General features: G+C 40.9%; 19 protein-coding genes. All 19 read left to right on the forward strand.

All coding sequences use genetic code 11. The features are described 5' to 3' along the window. The first annotated feature begins 50 nt into the window (after positions 1–50). The 19 genes from CHY_RS05195 (at position 51) to CHY_RS05280 (ending at position 19,072) form a co-directional block, all read left to right on the forward strand. Positions 51–239: a ferredoxin gene (locus tag CHY_RS05195; protein WP_011344042.1), complete on the forward strand. Its 189-nt coding sequence runs from the start codon at positions 51–53 to the stop codon at positions 237–239. Between the two features lie 87 nt (positions 240–326). Beyond that, positions 327–524, forward strand: a complete 198-nt coding sequence (locus CHY_RS13145; protein ID WP_154652761.1) for a hypothetical protein — start codon at positions 327–329, stop codon at positions 522–524. Then, positions 502–1,134, forward strand: a complete 633-nt coding sequence (nth, locus tag CHY_RS05200) for an endonuclease III (protein WP_011344043.1) — start codon at positions 502–504, stop codon at positions 1,132–1,134. The genes CHY_RS13145 and nth overlap by 23 nt, the downstream gene beginning before the upstream one ends. Continuing rightward, positions 1,127–1,588 (forward strand): tRNA (uridine(34)/cytosine(34)/5-carboxymethylaminomethyluridine(34)-2'-O)-methyltransferase TrmL, encoded by a 462-nt coding sequence (gene trmL / locus CHY_RS05205; protein ID WP_011344044.1) that lies wholly within the window; start codon positions 1,127–1,129, stop codon positions 1,586–1,588. The genes nth and trmL overlap by 8 nt, the downstream gene beginning before the upstream one ends. 10 nt (positions 1,589–1,598) lie before the next feature. Further along, entirely contained in the window at positions 1,599–2,198 is a 600-nt protein-coding gene (locus CHY_RS05210) for a DUF6305 family protein (protein WP_162485060.1), read from the forward strand. Positions 2,199–2,208: 10 nt separating this feature from the next. After that, on the forward strand, positions 2,209–3,564 hold the full coding sequence (locus tag CHY_RS05215; protein ID WP_011344046.1) for a HAMP domain-containing sensor histidine kinase: 1,356 nt from the start codon (positions 2,209–2,211) through the stop codon (positions 3,562–3,564). Next, a complete protein-coding gene (locus CHY_RS05220) occupies positions 3,542–4,162 on the forward strand; it encodes a response regulator (protein WP_226986726.1) in 621 nt (206 codons plus the stop codon). Before CHY_RS05215 ends, CHY_RS05220 begins: the two co-directional genes overlap by 23 nt. Before the next feature lie 143 nt (positions 4,163–4,305). Next, positions 4,306–5,295 (forward strand): ABC transporter ATP-binding protein, encoded by a 990-nt coding sequence (locus tag CHY_RS05225; protein ID WP_011344048.1) that lies wholly within the window; start codon positions 4,306–4,308, stop codon positions 5,293–5,295. Further along, positions 5,276–6,262 carry an ABC transporter ATP-binding protein gene (locus tag CHY_RS05230; RefSeq protein ID WP_011344049.1) on the forward strand — a complete coding sequence of 329 codons (987 nt, stop codon included), beginning with the start codon at positions 5,276–5,278 and terminating at the stop codon, positions 6,260–6,262. The genes CHY_RS05225 and CHY_RS05230 overlap by 20 nt, the downstream gene beginning before the upstream one ends. 63 nt (positions 6,263–6,325) lie before the next feature. Beyond that, complete coding sequence (locus tag CHY_RS05235) at positions 6,326–7,927, forward strand: ABC transporter substrate-binding protein (protein WP_011344050.1); 1,602 nt, start codon at positions 6,326–6,328, stop codon at positions 7,925–7,927. A 61-nt stretch (positions 7,928–7,988) separates the two neighbouring features. Beyond that, positions 7,989–8,993 (forward strand): ABC transporter permease, encoded by a 1,005-nt coding sequence (locus tag CHY_RS05240; protein ID WP_011344051.1) that lies wholly within the window; start codon positions 7,989–7,991, stop codon positions 8,991–8,993. Between the two features lie 13 nt (positions 8,994–9,006). Continuing rightward, a complete protein-coding gene (gene nikC, locus CHY_RS05245; protein WP_011344052.1) occupies positions 9,007–9,855 on the forward strand; it encodes a nickel transporter permease in 849 nt (282 codons plus the stop codon). Positions 9,856–9,931: 76 nt separating this feature from the next. After that, positions 9,932–10,804, forward strand: a complete 873-nt coding sequence (locus CHY_RS05250) for an AAA family ATPase (RefSeq protein ID WP_011344053.1) — start codon at positions 9,932–9,934, stop codon at positions 10,802–10,804. 13 nt (positions 10,805–10,817) lie between these two features. Beyond that, complete coding sequence (locus CHY_RS05255) at positions 10,818–12,053, forward strand: VWA domain-containing protein (protein ID WP_011344054.1); 1,236 nt, start codon at positions 10,818–10,820, stop codon at positions 12,051–12,053. Between the two features lie 13 nt (positions 12,054–12,066). Continuing rightward, positions 12,067–12,774, forward strand: a complete 708-nt coding sequence (gene bshB1, locus CHY_RS05260; RefSeq protein WP_011344055.1) for a bacillithiol biosynthesis deacetylase BshB1 — start codon at positions 12,067–12,069, stop codon at positions 12,772–12,774. 8 nt (positions 12,775–12,782) lie between these two features. Next, positions 12,783–13,919, forward strand: coding sequence for an N-acetyl-alpha-D-glucosaminyl L-malate synthase BshA (gene bshA / locus CHY_RS05265; protein ID WP_011344056.1), 1,137 nt, complete (start codon positions 12,783–12,785; stop codon positions 13,917–13,919). A gap of 45 nt (positions 13,920–13,964) precedes the next feature. Then, positions 13,965–14,366: a Fur family transcriptional regulator gene (locus CHY_RS05270; RefSeq protein WP_011344057.1), complete on the forward strand. Its 402-nt coding sequence runs from the start codon at positions 13,965–13,967 to the stop codon at positions 14,364–14,366. Next, a complete protein-coding gene (locus CHY_RS05275; protein WP_011344058.1) occupies positions 14,367–15,674 on the forward strand; it encodes a DRTGG domain-containing protein in 1,308 nt (435 codons plus the stop codon). 47 nt (positions 15,675–15,721) lie between these two features. Further along, positions 15,722–19,072, forward strand: coding sequence for a DNA polymerase III subunit alpha (locus CHY_RS05280; RefSeq protein ID WP_011344059.1), 3,351 nt, complete (start codon positions 15,722–15,724; stop codon positions 19,070–19,072). Positions 19,073–19,104 lie beyond the last annotated feature (32 nt).

The raw sequence follows: 19,104 nt of genomic DNA on the forward strand, positions 1-19,104 counted from the left end.
AGCTTTAAATTTACATACTATCTTTGAATTTGCAGAAAGGGGTGTAATGAATGCGCGTAACTGTCGACCAAGATTTGTGTGTAAGCTGTGGTTTTTGCGTTGACAACTGTCCGGAAGTATTTTCCTGGAATGATGAGGGTAAATCCCAGGCGATTGCTGGCGAAGTTCCGGAAGATGTTGAGGAAGCAACCCGGGAATGCATAGAAGGTTGCCCGACCGAAGCAATTAAAGAAATTTAAAAGAATCAGGCGAAAGCCACCCCGGCGGGGGTGGTTTTTTATTTTAACTTTTTTTGATAAGATAAAGATGATACGGGGGTGAGGGTTTTGAAAATAATTGTTTGTGACCGGTGTAAAACCACCCATACGGAGGGCCTTGTTTGTAAACATTGCGATACGGCCTATTGTTATGATTGTTTGGATTTGTTTCCTAACGGCATAAAGTTTTGTCAAACCTGCGGTGAATTTATTTGCGATGAATGTTATGAGGGAATGGTGGAGTGTGACCGGAAAAAAAGCACATAAAATTGCTGCAGAGTTAGAAAAACTTTTTCCCGTGGCAAAAACGGAGTTAAATTTCCAAAATATTTTTCAGCTGCTTGTGGCAGTGGTGTTATCGGCGCAAAGTACCGACCGGCAGGTAAATAAAGTAACGGAAAAACTTTTTTTATTTGTAAAGGAGCCCAGGGATTTATTAGATATGGGAGAAGAGGAGTTATCCCGGCAAATTCGTTCTTTGGGTTTGTACCGGAATAAAGCGAGAAATTTAATTAAAATTGCTGAAATCCTGGACAGGGAGTATCATGGTCAAGTACCTGATAGTTTTGCTGAACTTCTTAAACTTCCGGGGGTTGGACCGAAAACTGCGGAGGTTATTGTGGGAGTTGGTTTTAATAAACCTTCCTTTCCGGTGGATACCCATGTTTTTAGGGTAGCCCGGCGTCTTGGGTTATCGAAAGCCAGAACGCCGGAAGGCGTATCTTTTGATTTGAAAAAAATTTTTCCTCCAAATAGCTGGATAGACTTACACCATCGCTTAATTTTTTTCGGAAGAAGAATATGTAAGGCCCAAAAGCCAAGCTGCAATATCTGTCCTTTTCCGGAATTTTGCCAAAAGGAGGAGTCCGATGTTTAACATTGTTTTGGTGGAACCGGAAATACCTTATAATACCGGAAATATTGCTCGCACCTGTGCTGCTACCGGTTCAACCCTCCATCTGGTTAAACCCCTGGGTTTTTCCACTGAAGATAAATACTTAAAAAGAGCAGGGCTGGATTACTGGGACAAAGTAAGGGTAATTTACCACGAAAACTTTCAGGAACTGAGGGAAAAATACCCGGAGGGTCGTTTTTTCTACCTTTCGACTAAAGGCAAACGTTATTACCATGAGGTAAGCTATAAGCCTGGGGATTTTTTAGTGTTTGGGAAAGAGACACAGGGACTGCCGCAGGAGCTTTTAGAAGCCAATAAAGAATTTACCTTTCGTATACCAATGTTGCCCCAAATAAGGTCGTTAAATTTATCAAATACCGTTGCCATTGTGGTTTACGAAGCTTTGCGTCAATTGCAGTTTCCAGATTTTGTTTAAGGTGAATTTTATGGTGAAAAAAGCTAAAATGCGCCTTTGGCTGATGTTGGGCTTAACTTTTTGGGTATTGGCCTCCTGGTTTATTTTAAATATCATCCATTTTAAAAGTTTGAGCAGCACCGGGGGATTTTCCAGTCTTCCAAGACCGATAGGACGGGAACCGGTACTGGTAACCACCATAGGGCAGGGTATCGATGGTCTGTTGGTGAGTGAGTATTTTCGTGATTTGCATGCCTTTACCACCTTTCGACAGAAGGCCGATGTGGACGATCTACGTGATATGCATACTCTTGTTTTGGTTGTTGGTACCGAATTTTCAACCTATCAAGGGGTGTATAAACAATTTCAAGAAGAGTTAGCCCGAGAACAGAGGTTAATAGCTAAAGCCAAACAGCTTAAAATTCCGATTGTATTGGTCTGTTTAAGAAATTACCATAATCAAAACCGTTATGATCGGGCTTTATTTGCTAAAGCTCTTTTGGCAAGCGATTATGTGCTTTTAGTTGGGAACCGGGCAATGGATGGGCTTGTTAATGGATACAACGGATATTACACCAGGGTATTACGCTTTCGCGATTTGAAAGTACCATTAAATAGTATTTTAAGGTAACGGTGGGAAAATGAAGCAAAAAATTATAAAAAAAATATTTTTAGTAACTTTGATCGTTGCTGCCATTCTTTTACCCCATGAAGCCACCACTTTGGCACGGTTAACCGACCGTTTTATCATCGATAGTGTTTGGGAAGGACAGAGCTCAAAAGTATTTCAAGCGGTGTTAATAGGTACGGGTTATTATTTAATGCGGGATATAGGAGCTTTAATTTTCATTTTTTATTTTTTTGAAACGGTAAATAAGCTAAAACCAATCTTAAAAACCTTTTTATCTTTCTTACTTTTAATTTCCTTTTACGGTTATTTATACTATAAATTTCAAATAGGCGATTTTGTTTTTGGTATTTTAATTGGATGCGTTCTGTTTTTTTTATTTTCCGGTTTAAAAACCCCGGAAAATATTTTTTGGAGCAAAAGCTTTTTAGTCCTGCAAGTTCTTCTGGCTTTTTCCTGGTTGAAATACTCCCCGTTTATAAATAAATTTTTCTATAGCTTTGGCACTCCGGCGGAAGAGGTAAGCTTGGTTGCCCAGTTTTACGGAGCCGATACGGCGTTAAATTGGATAACGGTGATTATGTTTTTTATAATTATGATGACGGCTTTAATTTCTACGTTTTTAATATCCATCTACTCCACCCAAATGGAAATCATATCTCGCCAGAAAGAAAATGAACTGGAAGTAGAAAGGTACCGGCTCCAGGTCCAAGAAGCCCGGGTTTTTCAGGAACTTCACAGTTTAGTTCATGACTTAAAAACACCCTTAATGACGATTCAGGGGTTAAGTTCATTAATTGGCTTAATGGTAGATTCTCCAAAATTACAAGAATATGTCCAAAAAATTGAACAGGCAGTGGAAAATGTCAATAAAATGATTTCGGAAATCCTCTACGATGATGTTCGGAAGACGATTACCGTTGAAGAATTAATTAATTACGTGCGTGCCCATGTTTTTCCCAAGTATACCGGGCAGGGTATCTTTTTTGAGCTTTTGGACCAAAAGGAAAAATTATTGATAAACCACATTCGGGTTGCCCGGTCCCTGATTAACGTTATCGAAAATGCCTTTGCCGCCACTGCCAATAAACCCGATGGAAGGGTTACCATAAAAACATATAAAGAGGGGAATTACATCTGCTTTGAAATTGCCGATAATGGGGTCGGAATACCTCCGGAAATACAAGAGGAAATTTGGACCTGGGGATTTAGTTTAAAGGAAAAAAAGTCGGGACTGGGATTGCCCTTTGTTAAAAGAGTGGTGGAAAACCATAACGGTTATATTCAGCTTCACTCGGAAGTAAATAAAGGAACTACGGTAAAAATATTTTTACCTTTGGGGGGATATGGTGAGAGTACTCATAATTGATGACGATGAAGGCATTCGCTACACTGTGGGGGAAATTATTGCCTTTATGGGCTGGGAAGCGATTAAAGCGGAAAACGGAGCAATAGGCATTGAAAAATTTGTGCGGGAAAAGCCGGATATGGTGCTGGTGGATTATCACATGCCAGCGTTAGATGGGTTGGATACGGTGGAAAGGATTCGGGAAATTGATCAAGGGGTTCCGATAATTGTTCTGACAGTAGATGAACGTCAACAAATTGCCGATAAATTTTTGGAAGTGGGAGCTTCTGACTTTGCTTTAAAACCAATTAAGGCACCGGATTTAATTGCAAGGCTAAAAGTACATGCGCGCATGATTGAGATAAATCGCTCGCAGGAGAAAAAAGATCAGGATGGATTTTTGGCCAAGGGAATTAATAAAAAAACCTTCAATTTAATTGTAGAGTATCTTAAAGAGCAAAAGGAACCGCAAACCATAGAGGAAATTACTGAAGGAGTGGGCCTTGCCTACCCAACAGTACACCGGTATTTACTGTATATGGTAAATGAAGGTATAGTGAGTATCGAGTGTGACTACGGTCGCATTGGCCGTCCCAAGAATAAATATAAATTAGTATAAATTTCGGGACAGTCCCTAAAATTATACTTAAAGTATAAAAAAGGGGACTGTCCCTTTTTGTATACAATGAGAAATATGAGAAAAAATAGAAAATTATTTAATAATGTGAAATAATATTAAAAAAATAAATCGGAGCGAGGGCTATGGAAAAGATTTTGGAAGTAAAAGATTTAAAAACTTATTTTTACAGTTCAGGGAAAGAAATTCGGGCAGTTGATGGTGTTAGTTTTACCCTGAACCGGGGAGAAATTTTGGGAATTGTTGGTGAATCAGGTTCAGGAAAATCGGTTACTTCCCTTTCTATTATGCGGCTTGTTCCTTCACCTCCCGGGAAGATAGTTGGAGGAGAAATTATTTTTGCCGGTGAGGATCTTTTAAAATTAAGCGAAAAAGAAATGCGCAAAATTCGCGGTGAAAAAATATCCATGATCTTTCAAGATCCGATGACTTCGCTAAATCCCGTTTTTACCATAGAGGAGCAACTTTTAGAGGTGTTTCGGGTACATAAAAAGTTAAGTAAAAAGGAAGCCCGGGAAAAAGCTGTGGAACTATTAAAAAAAGTTGGAATTCCGGAAGCAGAAAGACGCCTTAAAAGTTATCCTCATCAGTTTAGCGGTGGGATGCGCCAAAGGGTTATGATTGCCATGGCCCTAGCCTTAAATCCGGCCCTATTAATTGCCGATGAACCAACCACTGCCCTGGACGTCACCATTCAAGCCCAGATTTTAGCTTTAATGAAGGAACTGCAGAAAGAGTACGGGACATCCATCATAATGATTACCCATGATCTTGGGGTTGTGGCGGAAATGTGCCACAAGGTGCTGGTGATGTATGCGGGAAGACCGGTAGAGTTTGCCGATGTCAAGACTCTTTTTGCCAACCCCAAGCATCCGTATACCCTCGGGCTTTTAAACTCAATTCCCAGGCTTAAAGAGCAAAAGACCCGTTTAACCCCAATTGAAGGTTCACCACCGGATTTGGGGAATTTGCCCAGGGGATGTGCTTTTTATCCCCGTTGCAGTTTTAAACAAGAAGTATGCAGTCAAGTTAAACCGGATTTCCTGGAATTACCGGACCGCAAAATTGCCTGTCATTTATACCAGGGGGTTTTGGATGATGCAGCCGCTTCTTGAAGTAAGAAACCTCAAAAAATATTTTCCGGTAGGGAAGGGCTTCGGTCCGTTTAAAGAAAAAAGATGGTTAAAAGCAGTTGATGACGTGTCTTTTACGTTATATAAAGGGGAAACTTTGGGGTTAGTGGGGGAATCGGGATGCGGTAAATCGACGACCGGTCGTGCAATTCTGCGCTTAATTGAGCCGACTTCCGGAGAGGTTATCTTTGAGGGAGAGAACATTTTAACATTAACTCAAAAAGAGATGCGAAAAAAAAGAAGAGAAATGCAAATTATTTTTCAGGACCCTTTTGCTTCATTGGACCCGCGGATGACCGTTGCGGAAATTATTGCTGAACCGTTACGGATTTTTAAATACAAAGAAAACATTAAAAAAAGGGTGGAAGAATTAATCGAGAAGGTTGGTTTGAGCCGTTCGCATTTGGACCGTTATCCCCATGAGTTTTCCGGAGGCCAGCGCCAAAGAATTGGCATTGCCCGGGCTTTGGCCCTAAATCCCAAATTAATTGTCTGCGATGAGCCGGTTTCTGCTTTGGATGTTTCCGTTCAGGCTCAGGTTATCAATCTTTTGGAAGATTTACAAAAAGAATACGGACTAACTTATATCTTTATCGCTCACGATTTAAGTGTTGTCAAACATATTAGCCAGCGAGTCGCGGTAATGTATTTAGGAAAAATAGTGGAATCAGGACCGGTGGAGCTAATTTTTAATCAACCCAAACATCCGTACACTATCGCGTTACTCTCGGCGATTCCGGTACCGGAGCCCGGGGCCAAAAAAGAAAGAATAATTTTAGAAGGAGATGTTCCAAGTCCCATAAACCCTCCAGCGGGCTGTAGTTTTCATCCCCGCTGTCCTGACAAAAAACCGATTTGTACTGAAGTTATGCCTGAACCTGTGGAACTGGAAAATGGGCACGTGGTGAGGTGCCATTTGTATAGCGGGGAGGTGAAAAAGGGGATATAGAATATTTTTATAGAGTTTTAGCAAATGCATAAGAAAATAAGCAAAATGGAGGAGGGAAAAGTTTTGCGGAAAATTAAGGTAGTATCCTTTTTGGTTCTCTTAGCTTTTGTATTTACTTTAACTGCTTGCGGGGGAAATACGGCTAAAAATGAAACTAAAGAAACAAAAGAAAAAGTATTTGTTTTTGCCAAATCCGGTGATCCGGTAGGCCTGGATCCAGCAAACGTTACCGATGGGGAGTCAATTTATGTAACCCAGCAAATATTTGAAACCCTGGTGAAATATAAGGATGACAATACCGAAGTGGTTCCCGGGCTTGCCGAGTCCTGGGAAACTTCTAAAGACGGGCTTACCTGGACTTTTCATCTCCGGAAAGGCGTAAAGTTCCACGATGGCACACCGTTTAATGCGGAAGCGGTGAAATTTAATTTTGACCGCTGGATGAATAAAAACAATCCTTACCATCACGGAGAGTTTGAGTATTACGGTTACATGTTTGGTGGTTATCCTGGAGTGATTAAGGAGGTTAAGGTGGTTGATGAATATACCGTCCAAATTACTTTAAAAACTCCTTTAGCTCCCTTCTTATCCAACCTGGCAATGCCCAGTTTTGCTATTTCCAGTCCTGAAGCTATTAAAAAATATGGGCAGGATTACTTTAAACATCCGGTGGGTACCGGTCCATTTAAATTTGTCGAATGGAAAAAAGATGACCGGGTGGTTTTAGAGCGGTTTGATGAATACTGGGGAGGAAAAGCCAACTTTGCCAAGGTTATTTTCCGTACAATTCCCGACAATTCGGCCCGACTCATGGAATTAAAGTCGGGTAATGTGGATGCAATAACTGACATAAATCCTGATGATGTGGAGGCGGTTAAAAATGACCCCAACCTGCAGTTACTGTTACGACCTTCTATGAACGTTGGGTACCTTGCGATGAACACTGAAAAGAAACCTTTTGATAATGTTAAAGTTAGACAGGCAATTAACTATGCTATTAATAAAAAAGCGTTAGTGGATGCTTTTTACGGCGGTCTTGCCAAGCCCGCCAAGAACCCCTTGCCACCGTCCCTTTGGGGTTATAACGATGAAATTCAAGACTACGAATATGATCCGGCCAAGGCCAAAGCTCTGTTAGCGGAAGCGGGATATCCCAATGGCTTTACCACCACCTTATGGGCAATGCCGGTGGCAAGACCTTACATGCCGCAACCGAAACAAATAGCAGAAGCAATTCAAAAAGACTTAGAGGCGGTTGGAATTAAAGCAAAAATTGTAACTTATGACTGGGCTACTTACTTAAAGAAAGGTGAAAATGGGGAGCATGACTTATATCTCCTGGGTTGGACCGGCGACAACGGCGACCCCGATAACTTCCTTTATGTATTGCTGGATAAAGACAATGCCAAGAAAGGTTCTGCTTCCAACGTTGCTTTCTATAAAAATGATAAAGTTCATGAATTATTAATAAAGGCCCAGCAGGAAAGTGACCAGACCAAGCGTGCCGAGTACTACAAAGAAGCTCAAGTAATTATTCATAATGATGCTCCTTGGGTTCCCCTGGTTCACTCAACGCCACCGGTGGCAGCCAGGAAATCGGTTAAAAACTGGATACCTCATCCCACCGGTAGTGAATGTTTCTTTAAAGTTGATAAAGAAGAGTAACACGGGTTATAAAGAAGGGGGTAAATAACCCCCTTCTTTTAAAAATGGAGGTATACTGTGTATGGCCAACTATATAGTGAGAAGATTATTACAACTGATTCCGGTACTCTTCGGGATAACCTTTCTTTCTTTTATGCTCATACATTTTATTCCCGGCGATCCGGTGACGGTTATTCTTGGAGAACATGCTTCACCGGAAAGGGCAGCGGAACTACGAGAGCAATTGGGTTTAAACGACCCTTTATATAAGCAGTATTTAAAGTTTTTGAATAACTTACTCCATGGAGACCTGGGACGTTCGATTATAACCCATGAAAAAGTCCTAAAAGAATTGGCAACCTTTTTTCCGGCAACGGTCGAGTTAACGCTTGCTGCCATGTTTATTGCTACCATTATCGGAATTGCAGCAGGAATTGTGGCAGCGGTTAAGCAGTATTCGTGGTTTGATAATTTAAGTATGATTGGAGCTTTAACGGGGGTTTCCATGCCGATTTTTTGGCTGGGTTTGATGCTTATATACCTTTTTGCCCAAGTTTTAGGGTGGCTTCCTCCGTCCGCCCGTTTAAGCATTGAATATTCGGTTCCAACTGTTACCAATTTATACTTGATTGATACTTTATTGGCGGGCAACTGGGCGGCGTTTAAGGATGCTTTAGCCCACCTAATCTTACCGGCTTTAGCTTTAGGAACAATTCCAATGTCGATTATTGCCCGCATGACCCGGAGTTCGATGCTGGAGGTTTTACGCCAGGACTACATCCGTACTGCCCGGGCCAAAGGTCTTGGAGAAGCAACGGTAATTTTAAAACACGCTTTAAAAAATGCTTTTTTACCGGTAGTAACCGTTATTGGTTTGCAGTTTGGGTACCTTTTAGGCGGGGCGGTCATGACCGAAACGGTGTTTTCCTGGCCGGGGGTAGGACGGTATATTTATCAAGCCATTATGGCCAGGGATTTTCCCGTGGTTCAGGGTAGTATCACAATTATCGCCTTAATTTTTGTTTTAATTAATTTAATTGTCGATATTTTATATACGGTAATAGACCCCCGAATCCGGTATCAGTAGCAGGAGGATAGCGATGGGTAAATTTTGGGAAAAAGACTGGATAAAACGCCTTTTGCAGAATAAAGCGGCGGTGGTAGGTTTAATTATTGTCTTACTATTACTCTTTGCTGCAATTTTTGCTCCCGTGCTTGCTCCCTATGACCCGATAAAAGATGGAAGTTTACAAAATAGGTTAAAACCTCCTTCTTCGGAGCATTTGCTTGGTACCGATAAGCTGGGTAGGGATATTTTAAGCCGCATAATTTTTGGAGCACGAATTTCGGTAGAAATTGGCGTGATTTCTGTAGGTTTGGCGTTAATCGTTGGTACGTTAATGGGTTTAATTGCCGGTTATTATGGTGGCTTACTTGACTCTTTTCTTATGCGGATTGTTGATATTATTTTAGCTTTTCCCAGCATTCTTTTGGCTATTGCCATTACTTCGGTTTTGGGGCCCAGTTTAAATAACGCGATGATTGCTGTGGGAATTGTAATGGTACCAAGTTTTGCCCGGGTAGTACGGTCTACGGTGTTAAGTTTAAAAGAAATGGAGTTTGTGGAAGCAGCCCGGGCGATTGGGGCCACTGATTTTACCATATTGTTTCGCCATATTTTACCAAACTCCATGGCGCCGATAATTGTTCAGGGTACCATGAATATTGGTACTGCAATATTGGATGCCGCGGGGCTTAGCTTTTTGGGGCTTGGTGCCCAGCCGCCAACCCCTGAGTGGGGTGCGATGCTGGTTGATGCCCGGGAACTTTTAGTAAAAGCCCCTTGGGTTGCCTTCTTCCCGGGATTAGCGATTATGTTAAACGTTCTGGGCTTTAATCTTTTAGGAGATGGTTTAAGAGATGCTCTGGATCCCCGATTAAAACAATAGGTTTTTAAGCTGCAATTCCTGCAGCTTTTTTTGTGCTATAATTAATTGAAAACAGGGAAGTTAAGGAGGGAAATTTTTGGAAAATTATCAAAACCTTCTACAAAAAATGGAAGAAGCGGGGTATTTAACCTCTCCGGAGATTGCCATTCCAGTTTTCTTAGCTTTAAAATTAAACAAGCCAATTTTAGTTGAAGGACCTCCCGGAGTTGGTAAAACGGAGCTGGCAAAGGTGCTGGCTAAAGTGTTAAATACAGAACTAATTCGCCTTCAGTGTTATGAAGGTTTGGATGAAGCTAAAGCTTTATACGAATGGAACTATCATAAACAGTTAATTGCCATTCAAAGCAGTAAAAATAACGACGATAAGACTTTTGTTTTTTCCGAGGAGTACCTTTTGGAAAGACCTTTACTGAAAGCTCTTCGGGCGCAAAAAAAGCCAGTGCTATTAATCGATGAAATTGATAAAGTGGATGAAGAATTTGAAGCATTTTTATTTGAGCTTCTTTCGGATTTTCAGGTAACAATACCGGAGCTTGGAACAATTAAGGCCAGGGAGATTCCTTTGGTGGTGCTAACGAGCAACGGAAGTCGCGAATTATCCGATGGTTTAAAACGGCGAGCCGTTTATTTATATATTGATTTTCCCGATATAAAGTTAGAGACAAAGATAATTCTTAAAAAAGTAAAAGAAATTCATCAAGAATTAGCGGAAAAAGTGGCAACGGCCGTTCACTTTCTCCGCCGGGAGATGGATCTTTATAAACCTCCCGCTATTTCCGAGACGTTGGACTGGGCAAAAACTCTTGCTTTATTGGGGGATGAGCGCTTAACTAAAGAGTTTATCGAAAACACCATTGGGTTTGTTTTAAAAAATAAAGAGGATATTGAGACGTTTTATGAAAAAGGGGGGGCAAATCGCTTGCTCCAATATATAGATGAAAATACTTAAATGAGGGAGTAAAATGTTAAAAAATGTCCTGTTTTTTGTGGATTTATTAAGGATTCAGGGATTTTCCATTTCCACCGGGGAAATTGAAGATTTGTTAAAAGCCCTGGCGTTAGTCAATCCCCAGAATAATAGCGAGTTAAAAGCGGTTTTTCAGGCAACATTACTAAAAAGTAGCGGTCTTAAAGATAGTTTTGGTGAAATTTTTGATTTTTATTTTACCGATGATTTTTTAAAACCAGTCCACCACCCAAGGCAAAAATGGGAGGATAAAGCCCACAAGGTTAATCAAGCTTTGAAACAGGTCGGTATTTACCGGGAAATTGAATTTAATAATAAGGAAAAGGAAGTTTTAAACAGTCTTCCGCCGGAAGTTTTCCAAAAGCTATACGAAAAAATTAAGCAATTTTACCCCAATCAAATTGTAGATAGCTTTCCTCTGTTAGAAAAAACCATAAAGGGAGTCTTAAAATATTATCAAGAACGGATGGTTTTACCGGAGGCGGGAGTTGGTGGTCGGAGAAAAGACCTTTTTACTGCTAATTTAAAAGATTTAAGCGAACGGGATTACGAAAGGGTGGAAAAATTAATTAAACGTTATGCGGGAAGATTAAATGCCAAAGCTTCGAGGCGCTTGAAAGAAACCAGGAGAAAAAAGTATATAAACTTACGAAAAACCATTCGCGCCAATTTATCCCACGGGGGAGTGTTATTTAACTTAAAATACCGGGAGAAGAAAAAAAATAAGCCCCAAATTACCCTTTTAATTGATGTTTCGGCGTCGATGGCGATTTACGCTAAATTTGCCCTTTCTTTTTTATTTGCTGTGGCGCGAAGCTTAAAAAAAATTGAACTCTACCTTTTTGCCGAAGATTTAGAAGTGTTACCGCTTAAAAATTATAACAAGTCTCTTTTGGATTTAAAGCGGCTAATTGAAGATAGCCAGCAGTGGGGACGCGGAACAAATCTCAATCAAGCCTTAAAAAGTTACCTAAATATTGCCAAAACCAGGAGAAGTTTTCGACAGACGCTTTTAATCTTTTCCGATGGAAAAACGGTGCAGTTTGCTGAAACGTTAGAAGAGCTTAAGAAAATTTGCCGGCAATACCAGGATGTAAAATTTTTAAATCCGGTACCGGCCAAAAAATGGCAGGAAGATACTTTACTTAAAAAATTAGCCCAAGAAGTTTCCATGATTGAAACAAACAGCGTAGAACATTTGCAGGCTGTATTCAGTAAAATTTTGAGTTAAGGAGGAAAAATAAATGGAAAAGGTTGATTTTTTAGCTTTTGGAGCCCACCCTGATGATATTGAATGCGGCATTGGTGGAACGATTGCCAAATTAACCCGGCTTGGTTATAAAGTGGGACTGGTGGATTTAACCCTGGGTGAAATGGCTACCAACGGTACTATCGAACAACGTCAGGATGAAGCGTATAAGGCAATGGAAATTTTAGGAGCAAGCTTTCGGATAAATTTAGAAATTCCTGATCGGGGTATTAATTTAACGCCGGAAAATATCGAAAAAGTAGTCGAGATTTTACGCAAAGCACAGCCGAAGGTGATTGCTGCCCCCTACTGGGTGGACAGGCATCCGGATCACGAAAGGGCTGGAAGCTTAGTTAAAGAAGGTTTCTTTAGTGCAGGACTGAACAAAGTGTTACCGGAAATAAAGCCAATTAAAAGACCGGAGAAGTATTTAAGATATTTTTTAACGATTTCAGCTACACCGAGCTTTGTGGTTGATGTAACCGAATATTATTCCATTAAAAAAAGGGCTGTATTAGCCCATGTTTCGCAGTTTGCGCACCGTCCGGAATTCAGTCAGACATTTTTAAATGAAGGACAGTTTCTGGGCAGGATAGAAAGCCGGGACCTCTTTTTTGGAGCGCAAATAGGAAAAAGGTACGGAGAAGGTTTTGTCTTACAGGAATTACTGGAGTTAGAACACCCCCTGGTATTGATTAAGTAGGTGATCCTGTGAAAATCGGTATTGTTTGTTATCCCGGTTATGGCGGAAGTGGGGTTGTAGCTGCGGAACTGGGAAAAGCTTTAGGACAAAAAGGGATTGAAGTCCATTTCATCTGCCTTGAACGCCCTTTTCGTTTGGAAGGAATTCTCCCCGGGATTTATTACCACGAGGTAGAGCCGGTCGATTATCCGCTTTTTAAGTTTCCGTTATACTACTTACCCCTGGCCGGAAAAATTATTGAAGTTGTTCGAACTTACCATATAGACTTAATTCATACCCACTATGCTATCCCCCATACGGTGGCAGCCTTGATGGCGAAGGAAATTTTAAGTAGCGAAGGTAAAGAGCTCAAAGTTATTACTACCCTCCATGGCACTGATGTTACCTTAGTTGGCCAGCGGCGAGAACTTTTTGATGTAACCCGCTGGTCCATACTAAAATCCGATGGTGTTACAGCGGTTTCCGAGTATTTAAAAAATGTAACCTGTGAGATATTTGCCATAAGTCCCAGGACCATTGAGGTTATCTACAATTTTGTTGATCTTGACGAGTATCGGCCGAAAACGGATGAAAGTTTAAAAGAAAAATTGGGAGTTCCGGAAAAGCAAAAAGTAATCATACATATTTCCAATTTTCGGCCAGTAAAACGGGCCTTAGATGTTTTAGAAATTTTTTCTAAAGTGCAAACCGAGGTTGATAGTGTCTTAGTGTACGTAGGTGAGGGACCGGATACCGGAAAAGTTCTCAATGAAGTGCAGAAGAAAAATCTTACAAATAAGGTGAAGTTTTTAGGGAAAATGCCCAAAGTCAGTGACGTGTTAAGTATTTCCGATGTACTGTTAATTACTTCCGAAACCGAGAGTTTTGGTTTGGTAGCTTTGGAAGCGATGGCTATGGAAGTTCCGGTGGTTGCTTACCGGGTTGGAGGTTTGCCGGAGGTAGTTGTTGATGGGCAGACCGGTTACCTGGTGGATTATTTGGATCTCGAAAAGGCGGCAGAGGCGGTGGTAAAATTACTTAAGGAGCCTTGGCTTAAAAGGGATTTTGGAAGATGGGGGCGAATTAGAGCAAAAGAACGTTTTAGTAAAGAAAAACAAGTAATAAACTATTTAAACTACTATGAAAAAATTTTAAAGGGATTATAATAGTAAATAAGAACTATTATCATAATTTTTCTTGAGGTGAAACCAATGGCAGCAACCACAAGAATGACCCGACAAAAGAAAGTTATTATTGACATTTTAAAAAATACCAAAAATCATCCAACCGCCGATTGGATTTACGAACAGGCGCGAAGAATAATTCCCGATATAAGCCTTGGTACCGTTTACCGGAATTTGAGACAATTAACCCAATCCGGGGAAATTTTAGAACTGAATTATGGCAGTTCTTACAGCCGTTTTGACGGAAATCCGGTGCCTCATTACCATTTTGTATGTGAAAATTGTGGCAGGGTTTACGATGTAGATATGCCCGTCTTAGAGAAGATTGAAAAAGAAGTGGAAAAAAAGATGGGGTTTTCTGTAAAAAATCATCGTTTAGAATTTTACGGAGTATGCAGTGATTGCCAGCAAAAAGTTAGGGTGGATTAAATGAGTAATACCAAACATGCAAAATTATTGGCTTATATTCGCAATTTACCTTCCGGTAGCAAAGTGTCGGTAAGATTGTTAGCCAAAGAATTAAAGGTTAGTGAAGGTACCGCTTACAGGGCAATTAAAGAAGCGGAAGCGGAAGGTTTGGTAAAAACTGTTCCTAAAGTAGGAACGATTCGCATAACAAATATCGAAAAAAAAGAATTAAAAGATTTAACATTAAATGAAATTATAAAAATAACCGAGTCCCATTTGCTGGTGGGGGAAGATTTGTTAAATTACCGTTTTGCAAATTTTTTAATTGGGGCAATGGCTGTTGAAGCTATCGAAAGATTTTTGGTAGAGGGTTGCTTATTTATCGTAGGCAACCGGGAAGATGCCCAGTTAAAAGCTTTACAAAGCGGTGCCCACCTGCTGATAACCGGAGGTTTTCCGGTAAAGACGGAACTTTTAGAACTGGCAAGGGAAAATAATTTAGCGATATTATCATCACCGTACGATACTTTTACGGTAACGTCGCTTTTGCATCAAGCTTTATATGAGCGCTTAAAAGAAAAAGAAGTTATAACCGCAAGAGATATTATGGTAAAAAAAGTATTTACCCTTTCTTTAGGGCAAAGGGTGAGGGATTGGCGCCAATTATTTCTCAATACCGGCCACAGCCGTTTTCCGGTGGTGGATAAGGAAAATCGGGTTTGCGGCATAATCACTGCTACCGATGTTGCCGGTGCCGGGGAAGACGAGTTAGTGGAAAATTTAATGTCAAAAGATGTTATTTCCGCCAGTCCCGAAACGCCTATTGGTCATATAGCCAGGGTTATGACCTGGGACAGGATTGATTTGGTTCCGGTTGTGGATGAGTCTTTTAAGTTATTAGGCATTATTAGCCGCCAAAATATTATTGATGCTTTACAGCGGCTGGAAAGACAACCGCATTTTGGCGAAACTTTAGAAGATCTTATTATAAAAAATTTCCATGTTGGTGAGGACGAAAACGGGATATTTTTAGAAGGAAAAATAAATGATTTTTTAATAAATGAACTGAGTATGTTAAGTTCCACTGTTCTTTTATCCCTTTCCATTTTTTATGCCAATCTGATGGTGCGAAAAAAAGTTAAAGCTCCGGTAGTGGTTAATAATTTTTCTTTATCTCTGTTAACTCCCCTAACTTATGGAGAAACCCTTGTAGTTCGGGGTAAGTTGTTGTACCTGGAAAAAAGAAATGCAAAATTAGAGATAGATTTTTATAGGCAAAGTAACCTGAATGCCAAAGCTTTAATTGAGGTTCGTTTAATTGAAAAATAAGGCACCCGTCGGAGGTGTCTTTTGGTTTATTATAGGAGGATATGTGTATGAGTTTTGTACATTTGCATACCCATAGCTGTTACAGTTTATTGGATGGAGCAGGGAAAATTAAAGACCTGGTAGGAAGGGCAGTGGAATTAAAGATGCCTGCCCTGGCTTTGACCGATCACGGAAACTTGTTTGGGGTTATTGAATTTTATAAAGAGGCAAAGGCCCAGGGCATAAAGCCTATTCTTGGCGTAGAGGTCTACGTGGCACCCCGGACTCGCTTTGACAAAACTCCTAAAATTGATGACCAATTAACGCACTTGGTTTTACTTGCCAAAGACCGCACCGGTTATCAAAATCTTTTGCGCCTTGTCTCGCGTTCGTATACGGAAGGCTATTATTATAAACCACGGGTGGATAAACAGCTTTTAGCGGAAAACAGCCAGGGTTTAATTGCCTTATCTTCGTGCTTGGCCGGTGAAATTCCCGAGTTGATTTTATCCGGGCAAAGGGAAAAGGCGCGGGAAGTTGCGGGCATCTACCGTGATATTTTTGGAAAGGAAAATTTTTACTTAGAGCTTCAGTACCACGGCATAAGCGAACAAAAAGTGGTGAATCGGGAATTAATTGCTCTTTCCAAACAATTAAATATTCCGCTGGTAGCTACCAATGACGTTCATTACATTTTAAAAGAGCATGCCAAAACTCATGATGTGCTTTTAGCAATCCAAACTGGAAAGTCGATTAACGACCCTGGTAGGATGAAATTTCCAACGGAGGAGTTTTATTTAAAAACCCCCTATGAGATGGAGCTTATTTTTGGCGAGCTGCCAGATGCTTTAAAAAACACCTTAAATATAGCCGAACAATGCAATTTAGAGTTCGAGTTTGGTAGATACCTTTTGCCTGATTTCCCGGTACCTGAGGGGAAAACTCCTGCGCAATACCTAAAAGAGCTTTGTTTTCAGGGACTTTACAAAAGGTACCCAAACCCGGGGGAAGAAGTAAAAACGCGCTTGTTGCATGAATTAAAGATTATTGAGCAAATGGGATTTTCTGGATATTTTTTGATTGTTTGGGATTTTATCCGTTATGCCAGGGAAAAAGGAATTATGGTGGGACCGGGAAGGGGTTCTGCTGCGGGGAGCTTGGTAGCCTATACCCTTGAAATTACCGATATCGACCCGCTTAAATATGGCCTCTTGTTTGAGCGCTTTTTAAATCCAGAAAGAGTTAGTATGCCGGATATTGATGTGGATTTTTGTTTTGAACGGAGGCAGGAGGTAATCGATTATCTGTACCAAAAGTACGGGGAAGACCGGGTAGCCCAAATTATCACCTTTGGAACGATGGCTGCCAAAGCTGCAGTTAGGGATGTAGGGAGGGCCCTGGATTGGCCCTACAGTGAAGTAGATAAGATAGCCAAACTTATTCCCAACGTCCTGGGGATAACCTTGGAAGAAGCTATCGAAACCACTCCGGAACTTAAAACATTATATCAAAACAACCCCAAAGTCCGTGAGTTATTGGATTTAGCAAGGCAAATTGAAGGTATGCCAAGACATGCTTCGGTTCATGCGGCGGGTTTGGTAATTGCGCCGGAAGAAATTGATAAACATATACCGCTGTTTAAAACTTCTGAAGGGGTGGTTACCACCCAGTTTGAAAAAGATACGGTCGAGGAGTTAGGTCTTTTAAAAATTGACCTGCTGGGCTTAAGAACGCTAACCGTAATTGAAAAAGCTTTGGATTTCATTAAAAAGCAAACGGGGAAGGAGATTAATTTAAAAGACATTCCCTTGGACGATGAAAAAACTTATAAACTTTTAGGAGAGGGTGACACCGTTGGTGTTTTCCAGTTAGAAAGTCAGGGGATGAGGCAAATCCTTAAAGAGCTAAAACCAACCAGTATCGAGGATTTAATTGCCTTGGTGGCGTTATACCGGCCTGGGCCGCTGGGCAGCGGAATGGTGGAGGATTTTATCAATCGTCGTCACGGAAGGGTACCGGTGGAATATCCTCATCCGGACTTGGAGCCGATCTTAAGAGAAACTTACGGGGTTATAGTTTATCAAGAACAGGTGATGTTAATTGCCAGTGTGCTGGCCGGGTTTTCCCTCGGGGAGGCGGATTTACTCCGCCGGGCTATGGGTAAGAAGAAGCCCGAAATCATTGCTGCCTTAAAAAACGATTTTATTGAGCGGTCGGTGGCACGGGGTTATCCCCGGGAAAAGGCGGAGGAAATTTTCAATCTTATTGAATATTTTGCCGGTTACGGTTTTAATAAGTCCCATAGTGCGGCTTATGCTTTTGTGGCGTATTATACCGCCTGGTTAAAGGCAAATTTTCCGGTTGCCTTTTTGGCTGCTTTGTTAATCAGTGTAAAAGATAATCTTGATAAAGTAACAGTATATGCAGAAGATTGCCAGAGAAGAGGTATAAAGGTTTTACCACCCGATATAAATTTAAGTGAAGTCGACTTTACCATTTCGGGCCAGGAAATTCGCTTTGGTTTAGCTGCTGTAAAAAATGTTGGGGAGGCTGCGGCGGCAAAAATCATTGAAGAACGCCAGAAAGGCCCTTTTCGTGATTTTAATGATTTCTTACACCGAATAGACAAAAAAACGGTTAATAAACGGGTAATTGAAAGTTTAATTAAAGCTGGGGCTTTTGCGAGTTTTGGCTTTAATCGCAAAACCCTGTTAAATAACTTGGATGATGCTTTAGAATTTTACAGCAAGAAATCAAATGGCGTTCAGTTAACCCTTGGGGATTTTTTACCGGAGGCCGACCGCTACAATCTGCGTTTGGAAGAAGAATTTTCAAAATTGGAACTGCTGCGGATGGAAAAAGAGAGCCTGGGGTTGTATTTAACCGGTCATCCCTTGGCTGGGCTTAGGAGCTTTATCCAAAAGCATTGTAACCTAAAAGAAAACAAAGAAAAAATATACTATCCGGCTATTTTGGCGGAGATAAAACGGACTGTAACCCGCAGAGGAGAACCAATGGCTTTTGCCCTGCTGGAAGGATTGAATCAGACCGTTGAAGCAGTAATATTCCCTGACTGCTGGTTAACCTACCGTGACCTGCTGCAGGAGGAAAATATCTTATGGTTTTACGGTGCCGTTGAAGAAGATGAGGAAGGTTTAAAGATGATTGTCGAAAGAGTTTACGAGTTAGATATGAGCAATGCCTTGGAAGTTTATCTAAAAGTTTCTCCCGGAAATATTCCATTGGTCCAGGGGATTTTACGGAAGTACCCGGGACCAGCACCGGTTTACCTGTATCCGGGAGGGAAGAAACTTATAAAACTTTCGCAGGAATACTGGATTGATTTAAAAAGTCCTGTCCTCTGGGAGATTAAAAAGCTTTTGGGGGATGAAAACGTTAAGACAAAAACCGTTTCTTGACAGTATTTGGCCCCTATTGTAAGCTAAAAGCG

The sequence above is a fragment of the Carboxydothermus hydrogenoformans Z-2901 genome (assembly GCF_000012865.1).
GTDB lineage: Bacteria > Bacillota > Z-2901 > Carboxydothermales > Carboxydothermaceae > Carboxydothermus > Carboxydothermus hydrogenoformans.